This is a genomic window from Saccharopolyspora sp. NPDC045941 (genome assembly GCF_056431445.1).
In genome coordinates, this window is sequence record NZ_JBWKKU010000005.1 from 12,981 (window position 1) to 29,992 (window position 17,012).

Sequence of the window (17,012 nt, forward strand, 5' to 3'; positions counted from 1 at the left end):
TCCGCCGCCGAGGATGGCCGCGGCGGAAAGGAGCCGTGATGGCGAAGGATTTCCTGGCGTACTGCGACGAGGTCTGGCGCGGCGAGGCGACGACGGCCGACTACCAGAAGGGCCGCTGGCAGGACGGGCACGTCATCGAACTCGCCGAGGGCGTGGCCCTCTTCCCGGCCTTCGGCAACGTCGTTGCCGTCCGGGGCGAGGACGGGCTGCTGCTGTTCGACACCAGCCACGAGCGGTTCAGCGCCCGGCTGCACGCCGCCGTGCGCGCCTGGAGCGACCTGCCGCTGCGCTACGCGGTGTACTCGCACGGGCACATCGACCACGTCTTCGGCGTCGGGCCGTTCGACGCCGAGGCCGACGAGCTGGGGCGGCCCCGGCCGGTCGTCGTCGGGCACGAGGCGGTCGTCGCCCGGTTCGACCGCTACAAGCTCACCAGCGGCTACAACGAGGTGATCAACCAGCGGCAGTTCCAGCGCGCCGACTCCCGCTGGCCGCTCGACTACCGGTATCCCGACGTCACCTACCGGGACACCATGACGCTCACCGTCGGCGGCCGCGAAGTCCGGCTCCACCACGGCAAGGGCGAGACCGACGACGCGACCTACGCCTACCTGCCGGACCAGCGGGTGCTGATGACCGGCGACATGTTCATCTGGGTCACGCCGAACGCCGGGAACCCGCAGAAGGTGCAGCGCTACCCCCGCGAGTGGGCGCAGGCGCTGCGGCACATGGCCGGGTTCGGGGCCGAGATGTTGTTGCCCGGCCACGGGATTCCCATCGTCGGCGCGGACCGGGTGCGCACCGCGCTGCTGGACACCGCCGAATACCTGGAGAGCCTCGTCGAGCAGGCCCTGGAGCTGATGAACCGCGGAGCCCGGCTCGACGAGATCGTGCACGCCGTGCGCCCGCCGGAGCACCTCGCGGACAAGCCGTACCTGCGGCCGGTGTACGACGAGCCGGAGTTCGTCGTGCGCAACGTGTGGCGGCTCTACGGCGGTTGGTACGACGGGAACCCGGCGCACCTCAAGCCGGCCCCGGACGCGCAGCTCGCGACGGCGCTCGCCGAACTCGCCGGCGGCGCGGCGGCGCTGACCGAACGCGCGAAAGCCGCTGCGGCGGCGGGGGAGTTGCGGCTGGCCTGCCACCTCGTCGAGTTCGCGGTCCAGGCGGAGCCGGACGACACGGCGGTGCACGAGGTCCGCGCCGACGTCTACGCGCAGCGCGCCAAGCAGGAGCTCTCGACGATGTCGCGCGGCGTCTTCTCCTGGGCGGCGGCGGAGTCGAGGGGCCGGGTCAGCGGCACCGGCGTGCTCGACGAGGTGGCGGAGGCGTCGAAGGGCAAGACCCGCTGGGCGATCTGACGGCGACCACCCCACCGGACGCCAGGAGGCCCGCAATTTCCATTGAAATTGGAGCTTCGATTTCAATGGAAATTGCGGGCCCTCTGAGGGGTGGGGTCGGGTGGAGGGTGGGTGGGCCTTCGGTGGGCGGGTGCTGGTTGGGGCCGGGTCGGTGGTCGGCGGCTTAACGTGATGGGTGTGGATGCGCGTCAACTCCGGTACTTCCTGGCCGTCGTCGAGCACGGCACCATGACCAAGGCCGCCGAGGCCATGCACGTCTCCCAGCCGTCGCTGTCGCAGGCGATCGTCGGGCTCGAACGGGAGTTGCGGACGCAGTTGTTCCACCGCACCGGGCGCGGCCTGGTGCTCTCCGCGGCGGGGCAGGCCGCGCTGGAACCCGCCCGGCGGGTGGTGCACGGGCTGGCCGAGGTCGCCTCCGCCGTGGAGCCGGTCCGGGAGCTCTCCGGCGGTCGGCTCGACCTCGTCGTCCAGCACCTGCTCAGCGGGTGGGGAGTGGCGGTGGTGGCCGCGTTCTGCCACCAGTACCCGCAGGTCGCGGTGCGGATGATCGAGCCGCCCAACTGGCACCGGATCGGCCGCACCGTGCGCACCGGGACCTGCGAGCTCGGCCTGTGCACGCTGCCGATCGCCGACGGCGAGGGCCTGCACACCAGGCAGCTGGCCAGCCGCGAGCTGCACATCGCGCTGCCCGCGAACCACCCGCTCGCCGACGACGAGGGCCCGCTGGAGCCCGCCGCGCTGGTCGACCAGCGGTTCGTGACCAGCCCGCCCCGGACGGTCTGGCGGACGCTGCTGGAGGAGGTGCTGGAGGAGACCGGCCGCAGCCCGGTCGCCGCCGTCGAGATCACCGCCAACAGCGGGGCCATCCCGCTGGTCGTCGCCGGGGTGGGCGTCGCGGTCGTCGCCGGGCAGACGGTCCACCAGGCCCGCGAGCAGGGCGCGGTGGTCCGTCCACTTCGGACCGATGTGCGGATGCGGGTCGGCGTCGTGCACCGCCCCGGCCCGCTGTCCCCGGCGGCCGAGGCCCTGATCGCTCTCCTGGAGCGCGACGAGTAGCCAGGCGATCGGCTCGGGCTCGCCGCCGTTCACCAGGGCGGAACGTGATCAGCCAGGCCGGAAAGCGTTCGCGGCGAAGGACCTAACGCGGAAACAGGTGCGGCTCAGCGGGGCCGGACCGCGGCGGCGGAGAGCGCGACGAAGGCGGCCAGCACCGCCGGGATCGCGAGGCCGGTGGTCAGGTCCGTCCAGCTGGTGACCAGGCCGATCACCACCGGGCCCGCGAGCAGGCCGCCGTAGCCGAGCGTGCTGACCTGCGCGAGATCCCGGCCGCTGCGGCTCGGATCGCGGTTGCCCGCCGCGTTGAACACCTGCGGGATGATGCACGACAGCCCGATGCCGAACAGGGCGAAGCCGATGATCGCCGCCACCGGGTGGTGCAGCACCAGCGCGCCACCGAGACCCACGGCCGCGACGGTGCCGCAGCACCGCACCAGGACGACCGGTCCGAGCCGGGCGACCAGGAAGTCGCCGAGGAAGCGGAACACGGCCATCGTCGCGGAGAAAACCGCGTAGCCGGTCGCCGCGACCGCCGGGCTGGTCTGCAGGACGTCGTGCAGGTACAGCGGCGACCAGTCCGCCATCGAGCCTTCGCCCAGCGAGCAGAAGAAGGCCAGCACGCCCAGGAACAAGATGCCCGGCGAGATCCCGCGCTGCCGCACCGGCTTCCCGGCCGCGGGGGCCTCCGGGAGCAGCAGCGCGCGCCGCGCGATCACCGACACCACGCCGAGCGCGGCCGCGACGAGCGCGAAGTGCGCGCCGACGCCGATCGCCGCGTGCGCCGCGAGCGCGCCGGCTCCGGCGCCCAGCAGGCCACCGACGCTGAACATCGCGTGGAACGTGCTCACGATCGGGCGCCCGTACCGCCGCTGCACCTGCATCGCGTGGGTGTTCATGGCCACGTCGACGGTGCCGTGCCCGGCGCCGAACAGCAGCAGCGCGGCCACCAGCGAGGGGAGGTTCCCGGCGATGCCGGGCAGCAGCAGGCTCGCCGACATCGCGATGCCCGCCGGTCCCAGCACCCGCGCGCTGCCGAGCCGGTCGGCGAGGTGTCCGACGATCTGCATGGCCAGCACCGAGCCGGCCGCGACCGCGAACAGCGCCAGCGTCACCTGCGCGTCGTCGAGGCCGAGGTCCTGCTTGATCGCCGGGATCCGCGCGGTCCAGGTGCCCAGCGCCGCGCCAGTGATCACGAAGTAGGCCGTCACAGCCCACCGGGCCCGCTGCGGGACGGCGACGATCGCCTCAGACAACGCGCACCTCCACGCCCGCCGCGACCAGCTCGGCGCGCGCGTCCGCAGGCGCGGCCCGGTCGGTGACGATCACGTCGATGGCGGTGATCGGGCAGACGAATCCCAGGCCGGTCCGGGCGAACTTGGCGCCGTGGCAGACGGCGACGACGCGCTGCGCGGCGGCCACCGCGGCCTGCTTCACCGGCACTTCCTCGAGGTCGTGCGCCGTCAGGCCGTGCGTCGCGGAAAGCCCGCACACGCCGAGGATCGTGGTGTCCACCCGCAACGCGCGCAGCGACATCTCGGTGAGGTGGCCGATGAACGACAGCTCGCCCGGCTTCGTCCGCCCGCCCGGCATCAGCAGGTCGACCTGCGGCGCGCCGCTCAGCGCGTTCGCCGCGTGCAGGTCGAGCGGGATCGCGGTGATCCGGCGGTGCGCGAGCCGCCTGGCCACCTCCAGCGTCGTCGTGCCGGAGTCGATGATCACGGACTCGCAGTCCGCGATCAGCTCCTCGACCGCCGCGGCCAGATGCTTCTTGGTCCCGGTCTCGTCGCGCTCGCGGAGCGGGAACGGCGCGGAGTGGCCGCGCAGGAAGCTCACCGCGCCGCCCCGCACCCGCCGCAGGACGCCCTGCTCGGCGAGTTGGTCGAGGTCGCGGCGGATGGTCATCTCCGACGAACCGGTGGCCTCGGCCAGCTCAGCCACCGTGACCCGCTCCGCCCGCCGCAGCCGCTCGATGATCGCCGAAGTTCTTTCCGAACTCTCCATGGGTTCAATCGAACAAGAAAGATGTTCGAAAGACAACCCTGCGTGCGGGTGCGATGTGCGAACCCGGGGCGGTGCACTGCTCCGGGTGAGGGACAATGGGAGTCGACGGCGTGGAGACGTCGGGTAGGAGGAGATCGTGAGCGTGGCCCAGGAGCGCAACCTTCGGTTGGTGCGAGACGTCCCGTCCGAGCTCGGCGTGCGGCTCGGCGACATCAGACTGCGCAACCGCCTGGTGACCTCGTCCAGCCTGCTCGGCTACGGCGTGGCCAACACCAAGCTGGTGCCCTACGGCATGAGCCCGATCTCGCAGTTCGTGCCGCTGTCCCGGTTCGGCGCGGTCACCACCCGCACGGTCACCGTCGAGCCCCGCGAGGGGCACTTCACCACCCGCGACGTGTGGCCGCTGCACGAGCTGCCCGCGCTGATCAAGCGCTACGGGCAGGCGCTGCGGCAGGTCGACGGCGGCTGGCTCAACGCCTTCGGCTGGTGCAACGTCGGCATCGACGCCTACCTGCGCGACTACTACCCGCGCACCCGCGAGCAGAACACCATCATCTCCGTCGGCGGCTTCTCCGCCGAGGAGTTCGTCACGCTGGTCGACAAGGTCAACGCCGCGGTGCCGGCCGGCGAGATCGCCGCGGTCGAGTTCAACGTCTCCTGCCACAACGTCAACTTCGACTTCAACCAGATCATCGAGTCGGTGCTGGCCGAGGCGGTGCCGCGCAGCAACCACCCGGTGATCCTGAAGCTCTCGCCGGACTACGACTACCTCGGCCACGCCCGGCTGGCGGCCCGCCACGGGGTGGCGGCGCTGACCGCGATCAACACCGTCAAGGGCCTGCGGCTGGACCCGAACACCGGGCAGCCGCTGCTGAAGAACGGTTTCGGCGGGCTTTCCGGCCGCGCGATCAAGCCGATCGGCCTGCGGGTGGTCAAGGAACTGCGCGACGCGGGCGTGACGCTGCCGATCATCGCCACCGGCGGCATCCGCAGCTTCGACGACTGCCGCGAGTACTTCTGGGCGGGCGCCGACGCGGTCAGCCTGGGCAGCGCCAGCTGGTTCGCCAGCTACCCGGGCTACGCGCTCTCGCCGCTGTACGCGGCCCGGATCCGGAACCTGGTGCGCCGCATCGAGAACTACACGCCGCCGCAGCGCTGATCCGCCGGCGTTGCTCGCATCGGGCGACTTTCGCCTTGCGGGCAGCGGTGATCGGGCGAATACCGCCACTGGGCGCTCGCGCGCTCGGTACGCTCGGGGATGTTGATCCTTGGGCGTAGCCGAGGAGGCGACGCTTGGTGGCGACGGAATCGGATGGATCCGGCGCCGCGACACCGCGGCGCAAGTGGTGGCAACGCCTGCTGCGCGGCCCGGCGTTCGTGGTCGTGGCGCTCGTCGGCGCGCTGGCCGGGATCGCCGCGCCGATGCTGTGGAACGCCGCCCGCGACGTGTCGCGCCCGCCGGTCCTGGTCTGGGCGAGCTCGGACGGCGGCCCGGTCGACGATCGCAGCTACGCGCTGCCCGACGTGGCCGAACCCGCGGAAATCGGGACGCCTGCGGAGTTCCTGGCCGATTCGCCGGCGCTGCACCGCGCCGTGAAGGCCGGCGTGCACGGCACGACGGTGACCATCGAGGGCGCTCGCTCCCGCGACGTCGTGATCACGAACATGCGCGCCCGGATCCTGAGCCGGGAGCCGAACGTCGCGGGCACGCTGCTCTGCAGCACGCCGCAGGGCGACCTGCCCGCGAAGCGGGTCGGCTTCGACCTCGACGAGTTCCGCCCGGTGGCGCGGGTGCTCGACGGCAGGCGGCTCGGCGAGCCGTACTTCGCCGGTCAGGCGCAGCAGCTCGCCGACGGCGAAACGGTGGTGTTCCAGGTCGAATCGCGCGCCGACGACGGCCACTACCGCTGGGTGATCGACGTCGACCTCGTCATCGACGGGAAACCGCAGACCTACACCGCGAAGCCCGACGCCGGCGAGTTCGAGATGACCGGCTTCAGCCCGCGGTACGGGGCGGCTTTCGCGGCCCGGGGCCTGCGGGCCTGGAGCTTCCCGGACCGGGCGGGTGGTTGCTGATGCGGTACGGGCTCCGGGTGCTGGCGCTCGTCGTGGTCGTGGCGGCCGGGGTCAGGCTGGGGATCTGGTGGAACCGGCCGCCGGAGGTCCGTTCGCCGCAGGAGGTGGCCGCGCTGCTGCCGTCGGGAGGAGACGGATTCCGGGCGCAGGACGAAGACTCGTTCGACCGGGGCTTCTTCCTCGCGGCGGTGGAGGATTGCGCCCCGGTGCCGGCCGTCCAGCAGTTCCGCACCGCGAGTTCCGCCGTCTTCAAGGGCTACGCGATCGGCGAGGAAACCCCTGCGCAGGTGGCGATCGTGCAGCTGGCGCAGGACGACGTGGCGCCGGTGCGGGACGCGCTGCGCTCGGCCGGCAACTGTCAGCGTCCGACCACCAGCGGTGGAATCGCGTGGACGAAGATCGCGAGCCCGTGGTTCGGCGACGTGTCGGCGCTGTTCACCACCACCGACTTCACCGTGGATCCGGAGAGCCAGGTAGTCACCGACATCGGCGGCGGTCCGGTGTGGACGTTCACCATGTCGGACGAGTGGCTGGTGGCCATCGGCGCGTACACGTCCCCCTTGCGGACGGTCGCCGAGCTCTACCCGAGGATGCTGGCGGAATTCGACCGCGAGGTGGGCACGGACTTCCTGCAACCGGGCGAATCCCGCGGCGGCTGCCCGCCCGCGGACGTCGCCATCGCGGACCTGCCGCCGGAAGCGCTCAGCCGACAGGCGATCGCGCAGCTGCAGAGCATGCACGACATGGCCTGCCAGGGCCGGATGGACGCGGCCCTGGCGGCGATGTCGGCGCCGCTGGTGGTGGACGGCGGCGTCGCCGACGGGCTGGTGGCCGTCGACGATCCCGCCGGGTTCGCGCGAATCCTGGAGACCCGCGGCGTTTACCGCAACGGCGCGGTGACCTACCGGCACGGCGATTCGGCGCTGGTGTTCTCGACGTTCTACGACGCGTTGAACCCGCGGCTGGGCTGGGACGCCTACGTGCGCCATTGCTCCACCGCGGAAACCGGCGCGGCCCGGCTGTGCGAGCAGGATCCCTACGGTCCGCTCGGCGGTGCGGACTGGACGGCCGTGCTGGCGGAGCGGGGCTGCGACGAGGAATTCGGGGCTATCGTGCACGGCCGGTTCCAGGACCTGACCGGCGACGACCGTCCCGAGGCCGTGCTGGCGGTGAGCTGCGACCTGGCCGACGGCACCAGCCTCCGGGAAGTGCAGGTCTACGACGGCGGATCGCCACCGGATTCGCCGCGGCTGATCCAGGCGCTGCTGGGCGACGACCCGGGACCGCAGGGCACCGGGCTCGCCCCGGCGACCGTGACGCTGTCCGGCGACGAGCTGACCGTCCAGTCGTGGAGCCGACCGCCGGGCGATCCGCAGGGCGAACCGAACCTGCTGGTGACGGACGGATTCCGCTGGCAGGACGGCAACTTCGTGCCGGAATGGCGGGACGTCGAGGACGTGTCGTGACCGGGATCCGGGCGGTTCGGCGACGGCGCGGCCGTCTACCGCACGGGCTCGCACCACCCGGGACCCGACGCGCGGCCTTCACGTCTCCGGCCGGTGGCTGATCGCGATGCGGTTCGCCGACGGATCGCCGGAGCTGACCGCGTCGATCCAACGGCGCCCCGGATCCGCGACTCCTGCAGGTGCTGCTGCGCGGCGATCAGGGCGAGCTGGGCACCGGGCTCAGGCCGGACCTGCTGGCCGTGATCGATGGCGAGCTCTGGATCGCGTCGCTCACCTGGCGAGAGGACGACGCCAGGAAGCGCCCCAGCGTTCGGCAGGTGGACCGGTTCTGCTGGCTGCCCAACGGTGCTTTCCAGAGCGTCGGCCGGAAAGTCGCGCCGATGCGTTGAACGGGTCCGGGGGCCGGAAATTGCATCGTGCGCCGATCTTCGCGTGGTAAGAAGTGATCACGGACACACGCGCTATTTCTGGGGAGGAATCTTGTCCGGATACGGGGATTTCGGCAGCAGCCTGCGGGATCTGCCCCGGCTGCGGCAGACCCGGCGCGGCCGGGTGTCCAGCTGGGACCGCACCGGGGGCAACACCGACAACACGCGCGTCGAGCCGGGTGAGACCAGGGAACTGGCCGACATCGCCGGGCCGGGCGTGATCACCCACATCTGGTGCACCGTCGCCCTCGACCACGTCGGCAAGCCCGCCGAGCTGGAGGGCGACTACCTGCGGCGGCTCGTCCTGAAGATCACCTGGGACGACTCGGCGCACCCCGCGGTGCTGGTGCCGCTGGGCGACTTCTTCGGCATGGGGCACGGCCGCAGCGCCAACTTCTCCTCCGCGCCGCTGCAGATGAGCCCGCAGGACGGCAAGGGCTTCAACTGCTGGTTCGCGATGCCCTTCGCCGGGCGCGCCCGCTTCGAGCTGATCAGCGAGATGAGCGTCAAGCCGGTGACGTTCTACTACTACATCGACTACGAGACCTACGGCGAAGCCGACCCGGAACTGGGCTACTTCCACGCCCAGTGGCGGCGGCAGAACCCCACCGACGGCGTCGAGCAGGGCGATCAGACCAACGAGGAGTTCCTCTTCGGCGGCACCAACACCGACGGCGCGGGCAACTACGTGATGCTGGAGGCCGAGGGGCGCGGCCACTACGTCGGCACGGTGCTCAACGTGCACAACCTCCGCCGCACCAGCGACTGGAACTGGTACGGCGAGGGCGACGACATGTTCTTCATCGACGGCGAGCCCTGGCCGCCGCGGCTGCACGGCACCGGAACCGAGGATTACTTCAACACCGCGTGGTGCCCGAACCAGTCGTACCAGGCGCCGTACCACGGGCTGACCATGCCGGGCGGGCCGAACTGGAGCGGGCAGGTGTCCTACTACCGCTTCCACGTCGAAGACCCGGTGGTGTTCGAGAAGTCCATCAAGGTGACCATCGAGCACGGGCACGCCAACAAGCGCTCCGACGACGTCTCATCGGTGGCGTACTGGTACCAGACCCTCCCGGCGCTCCCGGTCACCCTCGCCCCGGTCGCAGACCGCATCCCACACCCCCTCTGACAGTGATGATGTTCGTGGTGACGCCGTCTGGCGGGTCTGACCCACCCTCTGACTGACGTCCCGGAAGTCCGCAATTTCAATGGAAATCGAACCTCTGATTTCCATTGAAATTGCGGACGGTCACACCAACCGGGGTCGCCCACCCGGGAAATCGCTAGACGGCGCAGCGGAGCGGGCCTCCGTTGTAGGCGATCGCGTCGGCGAACGCCGCCGCCCGGTCGAACTCGGTCTCGTCCGCTTCGGCGTAGGCGCGGTGCAGGTTCAGGACGATCCGCTCGCGGTCCGGCCAGCCCGCGAACTCGCCGAGGTCGCAGCGCCGGGCCGCCTCCAGCGGCGAGAGGCCGTCGGTGCGGGCCTGGCGGGCCGTGTCCAGCACGAACCGGTAGTAGCGGGCGTGGTCCTCCAGCACCCGCGGGAACGCCGAACCCGGCAGGACAGAGCCGTGGCCCGGCACCACCTTCGCCGCGCCGAACCCCGCCAGCCAGTCCAGCGCCTTCAGCGCGCCCTCCACCGAACCCATGAACACCAGCGGCGTGACGCCGTGGAAGATCAGGTCGCCGGTGAACAGCACCCCGGCGTCCGGCACCCACGCCACCACGTCGCCGGGCGTGTGCGCGGTGTACCCGGGGTGGTGCAGCTCGATCTGCCGGTCGCCGCTCTGCAAAACCAGCGAATCCTGCAGCAGCACCGTCGGCGCGCGGGTCTCGGTGATGCCCCAGTCCGGCACGGGATCCCACACCGGCGGCGGCTCCGCGAGGATCGTCTCCGCCAGGATGCCCGTCCGGGTCGCCGGGTGTCCGATGAGGACGGTCGAGTCGGGCAGCAGCGCGTTGCCGTGCGTGTGGTCGCCGTGCAGGTGGGTGTTCACCGCGAACCGGATCGGCGCATCGCCGCTCGCGGCGCGCACCGCGTCCAGGAACCGGCGGGTGCGCTGCGCGGTCGCGCAGGTGTCGATCAGCACGACGCCGTCGTCGCCGAGCACCGCCCCGGCGTTGTTGATCCACCACGAACCATCCGGTTGGACCCACGCGTGAACCCCGGGGCCGACCTCGGACAGCGTCGCTCGTTCGGGATGGGCGTTGTCGATGTTCACTGCTGACCTCCGCGGCTCCGGGCTCTCCGAGGTGCGCGATCACGGGCGTCCCCCAGTGTGCCCCGCCGGGCCGCCCCGGGTGGTAGACCGAACGGTCGGCGCACCGAGATCCGGGCGGTCGGCCCCCGCACGTAGGGTGGAGGCGTGGCCGATCCGTCCACCTACCGACCAGCGCCAGGCACGATCCCGGACGCCCCCGGCGTCTACCGGTTCCACGATGCCGGCGGCCGAGTGATCTACGTCGGCAAGGCGAAAAGCCTGCGCAGCAGGCTCTCGTCGTACTTCGCCGACCTCGCCGGGCTGCATCCGCGGACCCGGCAGATGGTCACCACGGCCACCGGCGTGCAGTGGACCGTCGTCGGCACCGAGGTCGAGGCGCTGCAGCTGGAGTACTCCTGGATCAAGGAGTACGACCCGAAGTTCAACGTCCGCTACCGCGACGACAAGTCGTACCCGGTGCTGGCGGTGACCCTGCACGAGGAGTTCCCGCGCCTGCACGTCTACCGCGGCCCGCGCCGCAAGGGCGTGCGGTACTTCGGCCCGTACGCGCACGCGTGGGCGATCCGCGAGACCCTCGACCTGCTGCTGCGGGTGTTCCCCGCGCGCACCTGCTCCGGCGGGGTGTTCAAGCGGCACTCGCAGATCGGCCGCCCCTGCCTGCTCGGCTACATCGGCAAGTGCTCGGCGCCCTGCGTGGGCCGGGTCGACGCCGACGAGCACCGGGACATCGTCGAGGACTTCTGCGACTTCCTGGCCGGGCACACCGACCAGCTGATGCGCAAGCTCGACAAGGAGATGCAGGCCGCCTCCGCGGAGCTGGAGTTCGAGCGCGCCGCCCGGCTGCGCGACGACCTGGAGGCCCTGCGGCGGGCGATGGAGAAGCAGGCCGTGGTGCTCGGCGACGGCACCGACGCCGACGTCGTGGCCTTCGCCGAGGACGAGCTCGCCGCCGCCGTGCAGGTCTTCCACATCCGCGGCGGCCGGGTGCGCGGCCAGCGCGGTTGGGTCATCGACAAGGTCGAGCAAACCGAGACCGCCGCCCTCACCTCGCAGTTCCTCACCCAGTTCTACGGTGAGCAGGCATCGTTGGCCGACCAGGCAGACGCGGGCGGCAGCCCGGTTCCGCGCGAGGTGCTGGTGCCGCAGCTGCCTGACGACGCGGAGGCGATCGCCGGCTGGCTCGGCGAGCTGCGCGGCAGCCGGGTCAGCCTCCGGGTGCCGCAGCGCGGCGACAAGCGGGCGCTGATGGAAACCGTCGAGCGCAACGCCAAAGAGTCGTTCCAGCAGTACAAGCTGCGCCGCGCCGGCGACCTGACGGCCCGGTCGGCGGCGTTGCAGGAGCTCCAGGAAGCGCTGGCGCTGGACACCGCGCCGCTGCGCATCGAGTGCATCGACGTCAGCCACGTGCAGGGCACCGACGTGGTGGCGTCGCTGGTGGTGTTCGAGGACGGCGTGCCGCGCAAGTCCGAGTACCGCCGCTTCGAGGTCCGGGAGGGCGCCGAGGGCGGCGACGTCGGCTCCATCGACGAGGTCGTGCGCCGCCGCTTCCACCGCTACCTCAGCGAGACGGCGAAGTCCGACATCCCGCCGCAGCAGACCGGATCGGGGCCCGTCGGCGCGGCGATCGACCCCGACACCGGCCGCCCGCGCAAGTTCGCCTACCCGCCGAACCTGCTGGTGATCGACGGCGGCGCGCCGCAGGCCAACGCGGCCGCGGACGCGCTGACCGAAATGGGCATCACCGACGTCGCGGTGATCGGGCTGGCCAAGCGGCTGGAGGAGGTCTGGCTGCCCGCCGACCCGGACCCGGTGATCCTGCCGCGCACCAGCGAGGCGCTCTACCTGCTGCAACGGGTCCGCGACGAGGCGCACCGCTTCGCCATCGGCTACCACCGGAAGAAGCGCGGCAAGCGCATGACAAGCTCCACATTGGACGCGATTCCGGGACTGGGCGAAACCCGCCGCGCGGCGTTGCTCAAGCACTTCGGCTCGGTGCGCAAGCTGCGCCAGGCCGGGGTGGACGAGATCGCTACGGTGCCCGGGATCGGCCGTCGCACCGCCGAGACCGTGCACTCGGCGCTGGCGGCCGAAGGGGGAACCGGGCCGAGCCCGGTGCCGGACGACCGGGCGGGGCCCGGCGCCGACAACGCTGAAGGGGAGAGCAGTGACTGACGAGCAGTCGGGCATCGAGGTCGCCGTGGTCAGCGGCCTGTCCGGGGCGGGGCGCAGCACCGCGGCCAAGTGCCTGGAAGACCTGGGCTGGTTCGTGGTGGACAACCTGCCACCGGAACTGATCGCCACGATGGTGGAGCTGGGGGCTCGCTCCAGCGGCGCGGTCACCCGCGTCGCGGTGGTGATGGACGTGCGCAGCCGCGCGTTCACCGAGGACCTGGGCGCGGTCATCAAGGACCTCGACGCCCGCGGCTACAAGCCGAAGGTCCTGTTCCTGGAGGCCACCGACGAGGTGCTGATCCGCCGCTTCGAGCAGGTGCGGCGCGGCCACCCGCTGCAGGGGGAGGGGCGGCTGGCCGACGGGATCGCCGCGGAGCGGTCGCTGCTGTCGAGGCTGCGCTCCGAGGCCGACCTGGTGCTGGACACCACCAGCCTGTCCGTGCACCAGCTGCGGTCCAAGATCGAGGACGCGTTCGGCACCGAGGCGAGCACCCGCACCCGGCTGACCGTGCTGTCCTTCGGCTACAAGTACGGCCTGCCGATGGACGCCGACCTGGTGATGGACTGCCGCTTCCTGCCGAACCCGTTCTGGATCCCGGAGCTGCGCGAGTTCAACGGCCTCGACGAGGAGGTCCGCAACTACGTGCTCGGCCAGGAGGGCGCGGAGGAGTTCCTGCAGAGCTACCAGCAGCTGCTGCGGCTGGTCGGGGCCGGCTACCACCGCGAGGGCAAGCGGTACCTGACGCTGGCGCTGGGCTGCACCGGCGGCAAGCACCGCAGCGTCGCGCTCGCCGAGGAACTGGCCCGCCGACTCGCCGAGGACGACGGGATGATGGTCAAGACGGTGCACCGGGACCTGGGGCGCGAGTGAGCGCCCCGCTGCGCGCGGTCGCGCTCGGCGGCGGCCACGGCCTGCAGGCGACGCTGTCCGCGCTGCGCCAGATCACCACCGACGTGACGGCGGTGGTGACGGTGGCCGACGACGGCGGGTCGTCCGGGCGGCTGCGCCGCGAGCTGGGCATGCTGCCGCCGGGCGACCTGCGCAAGGCGCTCGCCGCGCTCGCCGACTCCGACGCCGAGGGCCAGCTGTGGGCGACGGTGTTCCAGCACCGCTTCGGCGGCAGCGGGGCCCTCGCCGGCCACGCCGTCGGCAACCTGCTGCTGGCCGGGCTGCTGGAGGTGCTGGGCGATCCGGTCGAGGTCCTCGACCACGCCTGCCGGCTGCTCGGCGTGCAGGGCCGGGTCCTGCCGATGTCGACGGTGCCGCTGGACATGGCCGCCGACGTCGTCGGGCTCGACTCCGATCCCGACGCGATTCGCACGATCCGGGGGCAGGTGGCCATCGCCAGTACGCCCGGACGAGTGAAACAAGTGCGTTTGCACGCGAATGGTGTCGAAGAACCGGCAGCCTGCCCGCAAGCGGTGGAGGCCGTGCTGGGCGCCGATCTGGTGCTGCTCGGACCCGGCTCGTGGTTCACCAGCGTGCTGCCGCACCTGCTGGTCCCGGAGTTGCACGAGGCGTTGGTGAGCACCACCGCGCGCCGCGTGGTGGTGCTCAACCTCGTCCCGCAGCCGGGTGAGACGGCGGGCTTCTCACCCGAACAGCACCTGGACGTACTCTCGCAGCACGCACCGCGGCTGCGGGTCGACGCGGTGTTGGCCGACGCGGACTCGGTGCCCACCCCTGATCGGCTTCGAGCTGCGGCCGCCGATCTGGGTGCGCAGACTTTGCTGGACAAGATCGCCGCGCCGGCCGTGCCGGGACGGCACGACCCGGAGGCGCTGGCGGCCAGCCTGCGGGCCGCATTGGAGAGGAGGACGGACCGGTGGCGATGACCGCGGCGGTCAAGGACGAGTTGAGCCGGTTGTCGGTGACGAAGACGTGCTGCCGACGGGCTGAGGTGTCCTCGTTGCTGCGCTTCGCCGGCGGGCTGCACATCGTCGCCGGCCGGGTGGTGATCGAGGCCGAGCTGGACAGCGGCTCCACGGCGCGCCGGCTCCGCAAGGAGGTCCACGAGCTGTTCGGGCACCAGTCCGACGTGCACATGATCACCTCCGGCGGGCTGCGCAAGGGCACCCGGTACGTGGTGCGGGTGGTCAAGGACGGCGAGGGCCTCGCCCGGCAGACCGGACTGCTCGATCCGCGCGGCCGCCCCGTGCGCGGCCTGCCCGCGCACGTCGTCTCCGGCGGCGCCTGCGATTCGGAAGCCGCGTGGCGCGGCGCCTTCCTGGCGCACGGCTCGCTGACCGAGCCGGGCCGGTCGTCGTCGATGGAGGTCACCTGCCCGGGCCCGGAGGCGGCGCTGGCGCTGGTCGGTGCCGCGCGGCGGATCGGCGTGGCGGCGAAGTCGCGTGAGGTGCGCGGCGCGGACCGGGTGGTGGTGCGCGACGGCGACGCCATCGGCGCGCTGCTGACCAGGCTCGGCGCGCACTCCAGCGTGCTCGCGTGGGAAGAGCGCCGGATGCGCCGCGAGGTGCGGGCGACCGCCAACCGGCTGGCGAACTTCGACGATGCCAACCTGCGCCGCTCGGCGCGCGCCGCGGTCGCTGCGGCCGCCCGGGTGGAGCGCGCGCTGGAGCTGCTGGGCCCGACGGCCCCGGATCACCTGACGGTGGCGGGCCGGCTGCGGCTGGCGCACCGGCAGGCATCGCTGGAGGAGCTCGGCCAGCTGGCGGACCCGCCGATGACGAAGGACGCGGTGGCCGGCCGGATCCGCCGCCTGCTGGCGATGGCCGACAAGCGAGCCCGCGAACTGGGCGTCCCGGACACCGAATCCGCGGTGACCGCCGAGATGCTGGAAGCCGACGCCTGACCGGTCGACCGCAGTTTCAATTGAAACTGCGGTCCCGGCAGCCGGTAAATCACCGTTTCAATTCGAACTGTGAAAATCCGGCACCGCGCCGAACCGGTGCAGAGATGCCGATCACGGGCGGCGATCGTCGCGACCGCCCCGATCGGTTCGCTCCGCGGCGCGTTGACCTGCGCTGATGCGGGTGTGGTCGCGGTTGGTCGCGGGCCGGGTGCGGCTGGTGGGAGACGTCGCCTTTCCGGAGCGTGAGCCCGCTCGCCCGCCCGCGTGCGAAGGCCCCGGTGGCAGATAGGGTGATGCCGAGACCATCAACCTCACCCGCCGCGTCGTCGGCCGGGTCAGTCACGAGGAGAGATCGGCGTGACCGTTCGCGTAGGTATCAACGGCTTCGGTCGGATCGGGCGGAACTTCTGGCGGGCCGCGACCGCCAGTGATCACGACATCGAGATCGTGGCCGCCAACGACCTGGGCGATGTCGCGACCATGGCCCACCTGCTCAAGTACGACAGCATCCTCGGCCGCCTCGACCAGGAGGTGAAGGTCACCGGTGAGGGCATCGAGGTGGGCGGCAAGCTCATCAAGATCCTCGCCGAGCGCGACCCGGGCAAGCTGCCGTGGGGCGACCTGGGCGTCGACGTCGTCGTGGAGTCCACCGGCTTCTTCACCAACGCCGCGGACGCCCGCAAGCACGTCGACGAGGGCGGTGCGAAGAAGGTCATCATCTCCGCCCCGGCCAAGGGCGAAGACCTGACCGTGGTGCTGGGCGTCAACGACGACAAGTACGACGGCTCGCAGACCATCATCTCCAACGCCTCCTGCACCACCAACTGCCTGGCCCCGATGGTCAAGGTGCTCGACGACGCCTTCGGCATCGAGCAGGGCCTGATGACCACCATCCACGCCTACACGCAGGACCAGAACCTGCAGGACGCCCCGCACAAGGACCTGCGCCGCGCCCGCGCCGCCGCGGTCAACGTGGTGCCGACCAGCACCGGTGCGGCCAAGGCGATCGGCCTGGTGCTGCCGGAGCTCAACGGCAAGCTGGACGGCTACGCGCTGCGCGTGCCGGTGCCGACCGGCTCGGTCACCGACCTCACCGCCACCGTCCGCAAGGACGCCACGGTCGAGTCGGTCAACGAGGCGTTCAAGGCCGCGGCCGCCGAGGGCAAGCTCAAGGGCATCCTCAAGTACAACGAGGACCCGATCGTCTCCGCCGACATCGTCACCGACCCGCACTCGACGATCTACGACTCGCCGCTGACCAAGGTCATCGGCAACCAGGTCAAGATCGTCGGCTGGTACGACAACGAGTGGGGCTACTCCAACCGCCTCGCCGACCTCGTCGACCTGGTCGGCAAGAAGCTGGCGTGAGAGTTCCAGGCTCGTTTTGCGTAGCGGTGCGGGTAGCGAGCTGAGC

At 71.6% G+C, this 17,012-nt stretch carries 15 protein-coding genes; 12 read left to right on the forward strand and 3 right to left on the reverse strand.

Annotation, left to right across the window (positions count from 1 at the left end; all coding sequences use genetic code 11):
- The first annotated feature begins 38 nt into the window (after nt 1–38).
- The gene (locus tag AC07FN_RS05345; protein WP_478394498.1) at nt 39–1,361 is read left to right on the forward strand and encodes an alkyl sulfatase dimerization domain-containing protein; all 1,323 of its coding nucleotides are present in this window, start codon (nt 39–41) and stop codon (nt 1,359–1,361) included.
- A 177-nt stretch (nt 1,362–1,538) separates the two neighbouring features.
- Nucleotides 1,539–2,417, forward strand: coding sequence for a LysR family transcriptional regulator (locus tag AC07FN_RS05350; protein ID WP_478394499.1), 879 nt, complete (start codon nt 1,539–1,541; stop codon nt 2,415–2,417).
- Between the two features lie 104 nt (nt 2,418–2,521).
- On the opposite strand, the gene AC07FN_RS05355 is transcribed toward AC07FN_RS05350, so the two are convergent.
- Together AC07FN_RS05355 and AC07FN_RS05360 are read right to left on the reverse strand one after the other, a co-directional pair.
- Nucleotides 2,522–3,670, reverse strand: a complete 1,149-nt coding sequence (locus AC07FN_RS05355) for an MFS transporter (RefSeq protein ID WP_478394500.1) — start codon at nt 3,668–3,670, stop codon at nt 2,522–2,524.
- The gene (locus tag AC07FN_RS05360) at nt 3,663–4,418 is read right to left on the reverse strand and encodes a DeoR/GlpR family DNA-binding transcription regulator (protein ID WP_478394501.1); all 756 of its coding nucleotides are present in this window, start codon (nt 4,416–4,418) and stop codon (nt 3,663–3,665) included. Before AC07FN_RS05360 ends, AC07FN_RS05355 begins: the two co-directional genes overlap by 8 nt.
- Before the next feature lie 136 nt (nt 4,419–4,554).
- Here AC07FN_RS05360 and AC07FN_RS05365 point away from each other — a divergent pair, with 136 nt between their 5' ends.
- The 5 genes from AC07FN_RS05365 to AC07FN_RS05385 all read left to right on the forward strand — a co-directional run bounded on the left by AC07FN_RS05365 (nt 4,555) and on the right by AC07FN_RS05385 (nt 9,520).
- On the forward strand, nt 4,555–5,577 hold the full coding sequence (locus AC07FN_RS05365; RefSeq protein ID WP_452612696.1) for a beta/alpha barrel domain-containing protein: 1,023 nt from the start codon (nt 4,555–4,557) through the stop codon (nt 5,575–5,577).
- Between the two features lie 137 nt (nt 5,578–5,714).
- Nucleotides 5,715–6,494, forward strand: coding sequence for a hypothetical protein (locus AC07FN_RS05370; protein WP_478394502.1), 780 nt, complete (start codon nt 5,715–5,717; stop codon nt 6,492–6,494).
- Complete coding sequence (locus AC07FN_RS05375; protein WP_478394503.1) at nt 6,494–7,960, forward strand: hypothetical protein; 1,467 nt, start codon at nt 6,494–6,496, stop codon at nt 7,958–7,960. Before AC07FN_RS05370 ends, AC07FN_RS05375 begins: the two co-directional genes overlap by 1 nt.
- A 179-nt stretch (nt 7,961–8,139) precedes the next feature.
- Nucleotides 8,140–8,349 (forward strand): hypothetical protein, encoded by a 210-nt coding sequence (locus tag AC07FN_RS05380; RefSeq protein WP_478394504.1) that lies wholly within the window; start codon nt 8,140–8,142, stop codon nt 8,347–8,349.
- A 91-nt stretch (nt 8,350–8,440) separates the two neighbouring features.
- A complete protein-coding gene (locus AC07FN_RS05385; protein ID WP_478394505.1) occupies nt 8,441–9,520 on the forward strand; it encodes a glycoside hydrolase family 172 protein in 1,080 nt (359 codons plus the stop codon).
- A 154-nt stretch (nt 9,521–9,674) separates the two neighbouring features.
- On the opposite strand, the gene AC07FN_RS05390 is transcribed toward AC07FN_RS05385, so the two are convergent.
- Nucleotides 9,675–10,613: an MBL fold metallo-hydrolase gene (locus tag AC07FN_RS05390; protein WP_478394506.1), complete on the reverse strand. Its 939-nt coding sequence runs from the start codon at nt 10,611–10,613 to the stop codon at nt 9,675–9,677.
- A 144-nt stretch (nt 10,614–10,757) separates the two neighbouring features.
- On the opposite strand from AC07FN_RS05390, the gene uvrC reads away from it, so the two are divergent.
- The 5 genes from uvrC (at nt 10,758) to gap (ending at nt 16,966) form a co-directional block, all read left to right on the forward strand.
- Nucleotides 10,758–12,785: an excinuclease ABC subunit UvrC gene (gene uvrC / locus AC07FN_RS05395; RefSeq protein WP_478394507.1), complete on the forward strand. Its 2,028-nt coding sequence runs from the start codon at nt 10,758–10,760 to the stop codon at nt 12,783–12,785.
- Nucleotides 12,778–13,656 (forward strand): RNase adapter RapZ, encoded by an 879-nt coding sequence (gene rapZ, locus AC07FN_RS05400; RefSeq protein WP_478389518.1) that lies wholly within the window; start codon nt 12,778–12,780, stop codon nt 13,654–13,656. Before uvrC ends, rapZ begins: the two co-directional genes overlap by 8 nt.
- On the forward strand, nt 13,653–14,621 hold the full coding sequence (locus tag AC07FN_RS05405) for a gluconeogenesis factor YvcK family protein (RefSeq protein ID WP_478394508.1): 969 nt from the start codon (nt 13,653–13,655) through the stop codon (nt 14,619–14,621). The genes rapZ and AC07FN_RS05405 overlap by 4 nt, the downstream gene beginning before the upstream one ends.
- Nucleotides 14,612–15,598 (forward strand): DNA-binding protein WhiA, encoded by a 987-nt coding sequence (whiA, locus tag AC07FN_RS05410; RefSeq protein WP_478394509.1) that lies wholly within the window; start codon nt 14,612–14,614, stop codon nt 15,596–15,598. The genes AC07FN_RS05405 and whiA overlap by 10 nt, the downstream gene beginning before the upstream one ends.
- A 357-nt stretch (nt 15,599–15,955) precedes the next feature.
- Nucleotides 15,956–16,966 (forward strand): type I glyceraldehyde-3-phosphate dehydrogenase, encoded by a 1,011-nt coding sequence (gap, locus tag AC07FN_RS05415; protein ID WP_132491588.1) that lies wholly within the window; start codon nt 15,956–15,958, stop codon nt 16,964–16,966.
- The last annotated feature ends 46 nt before the right edge of the window (nt 16,967–17,012 follow it).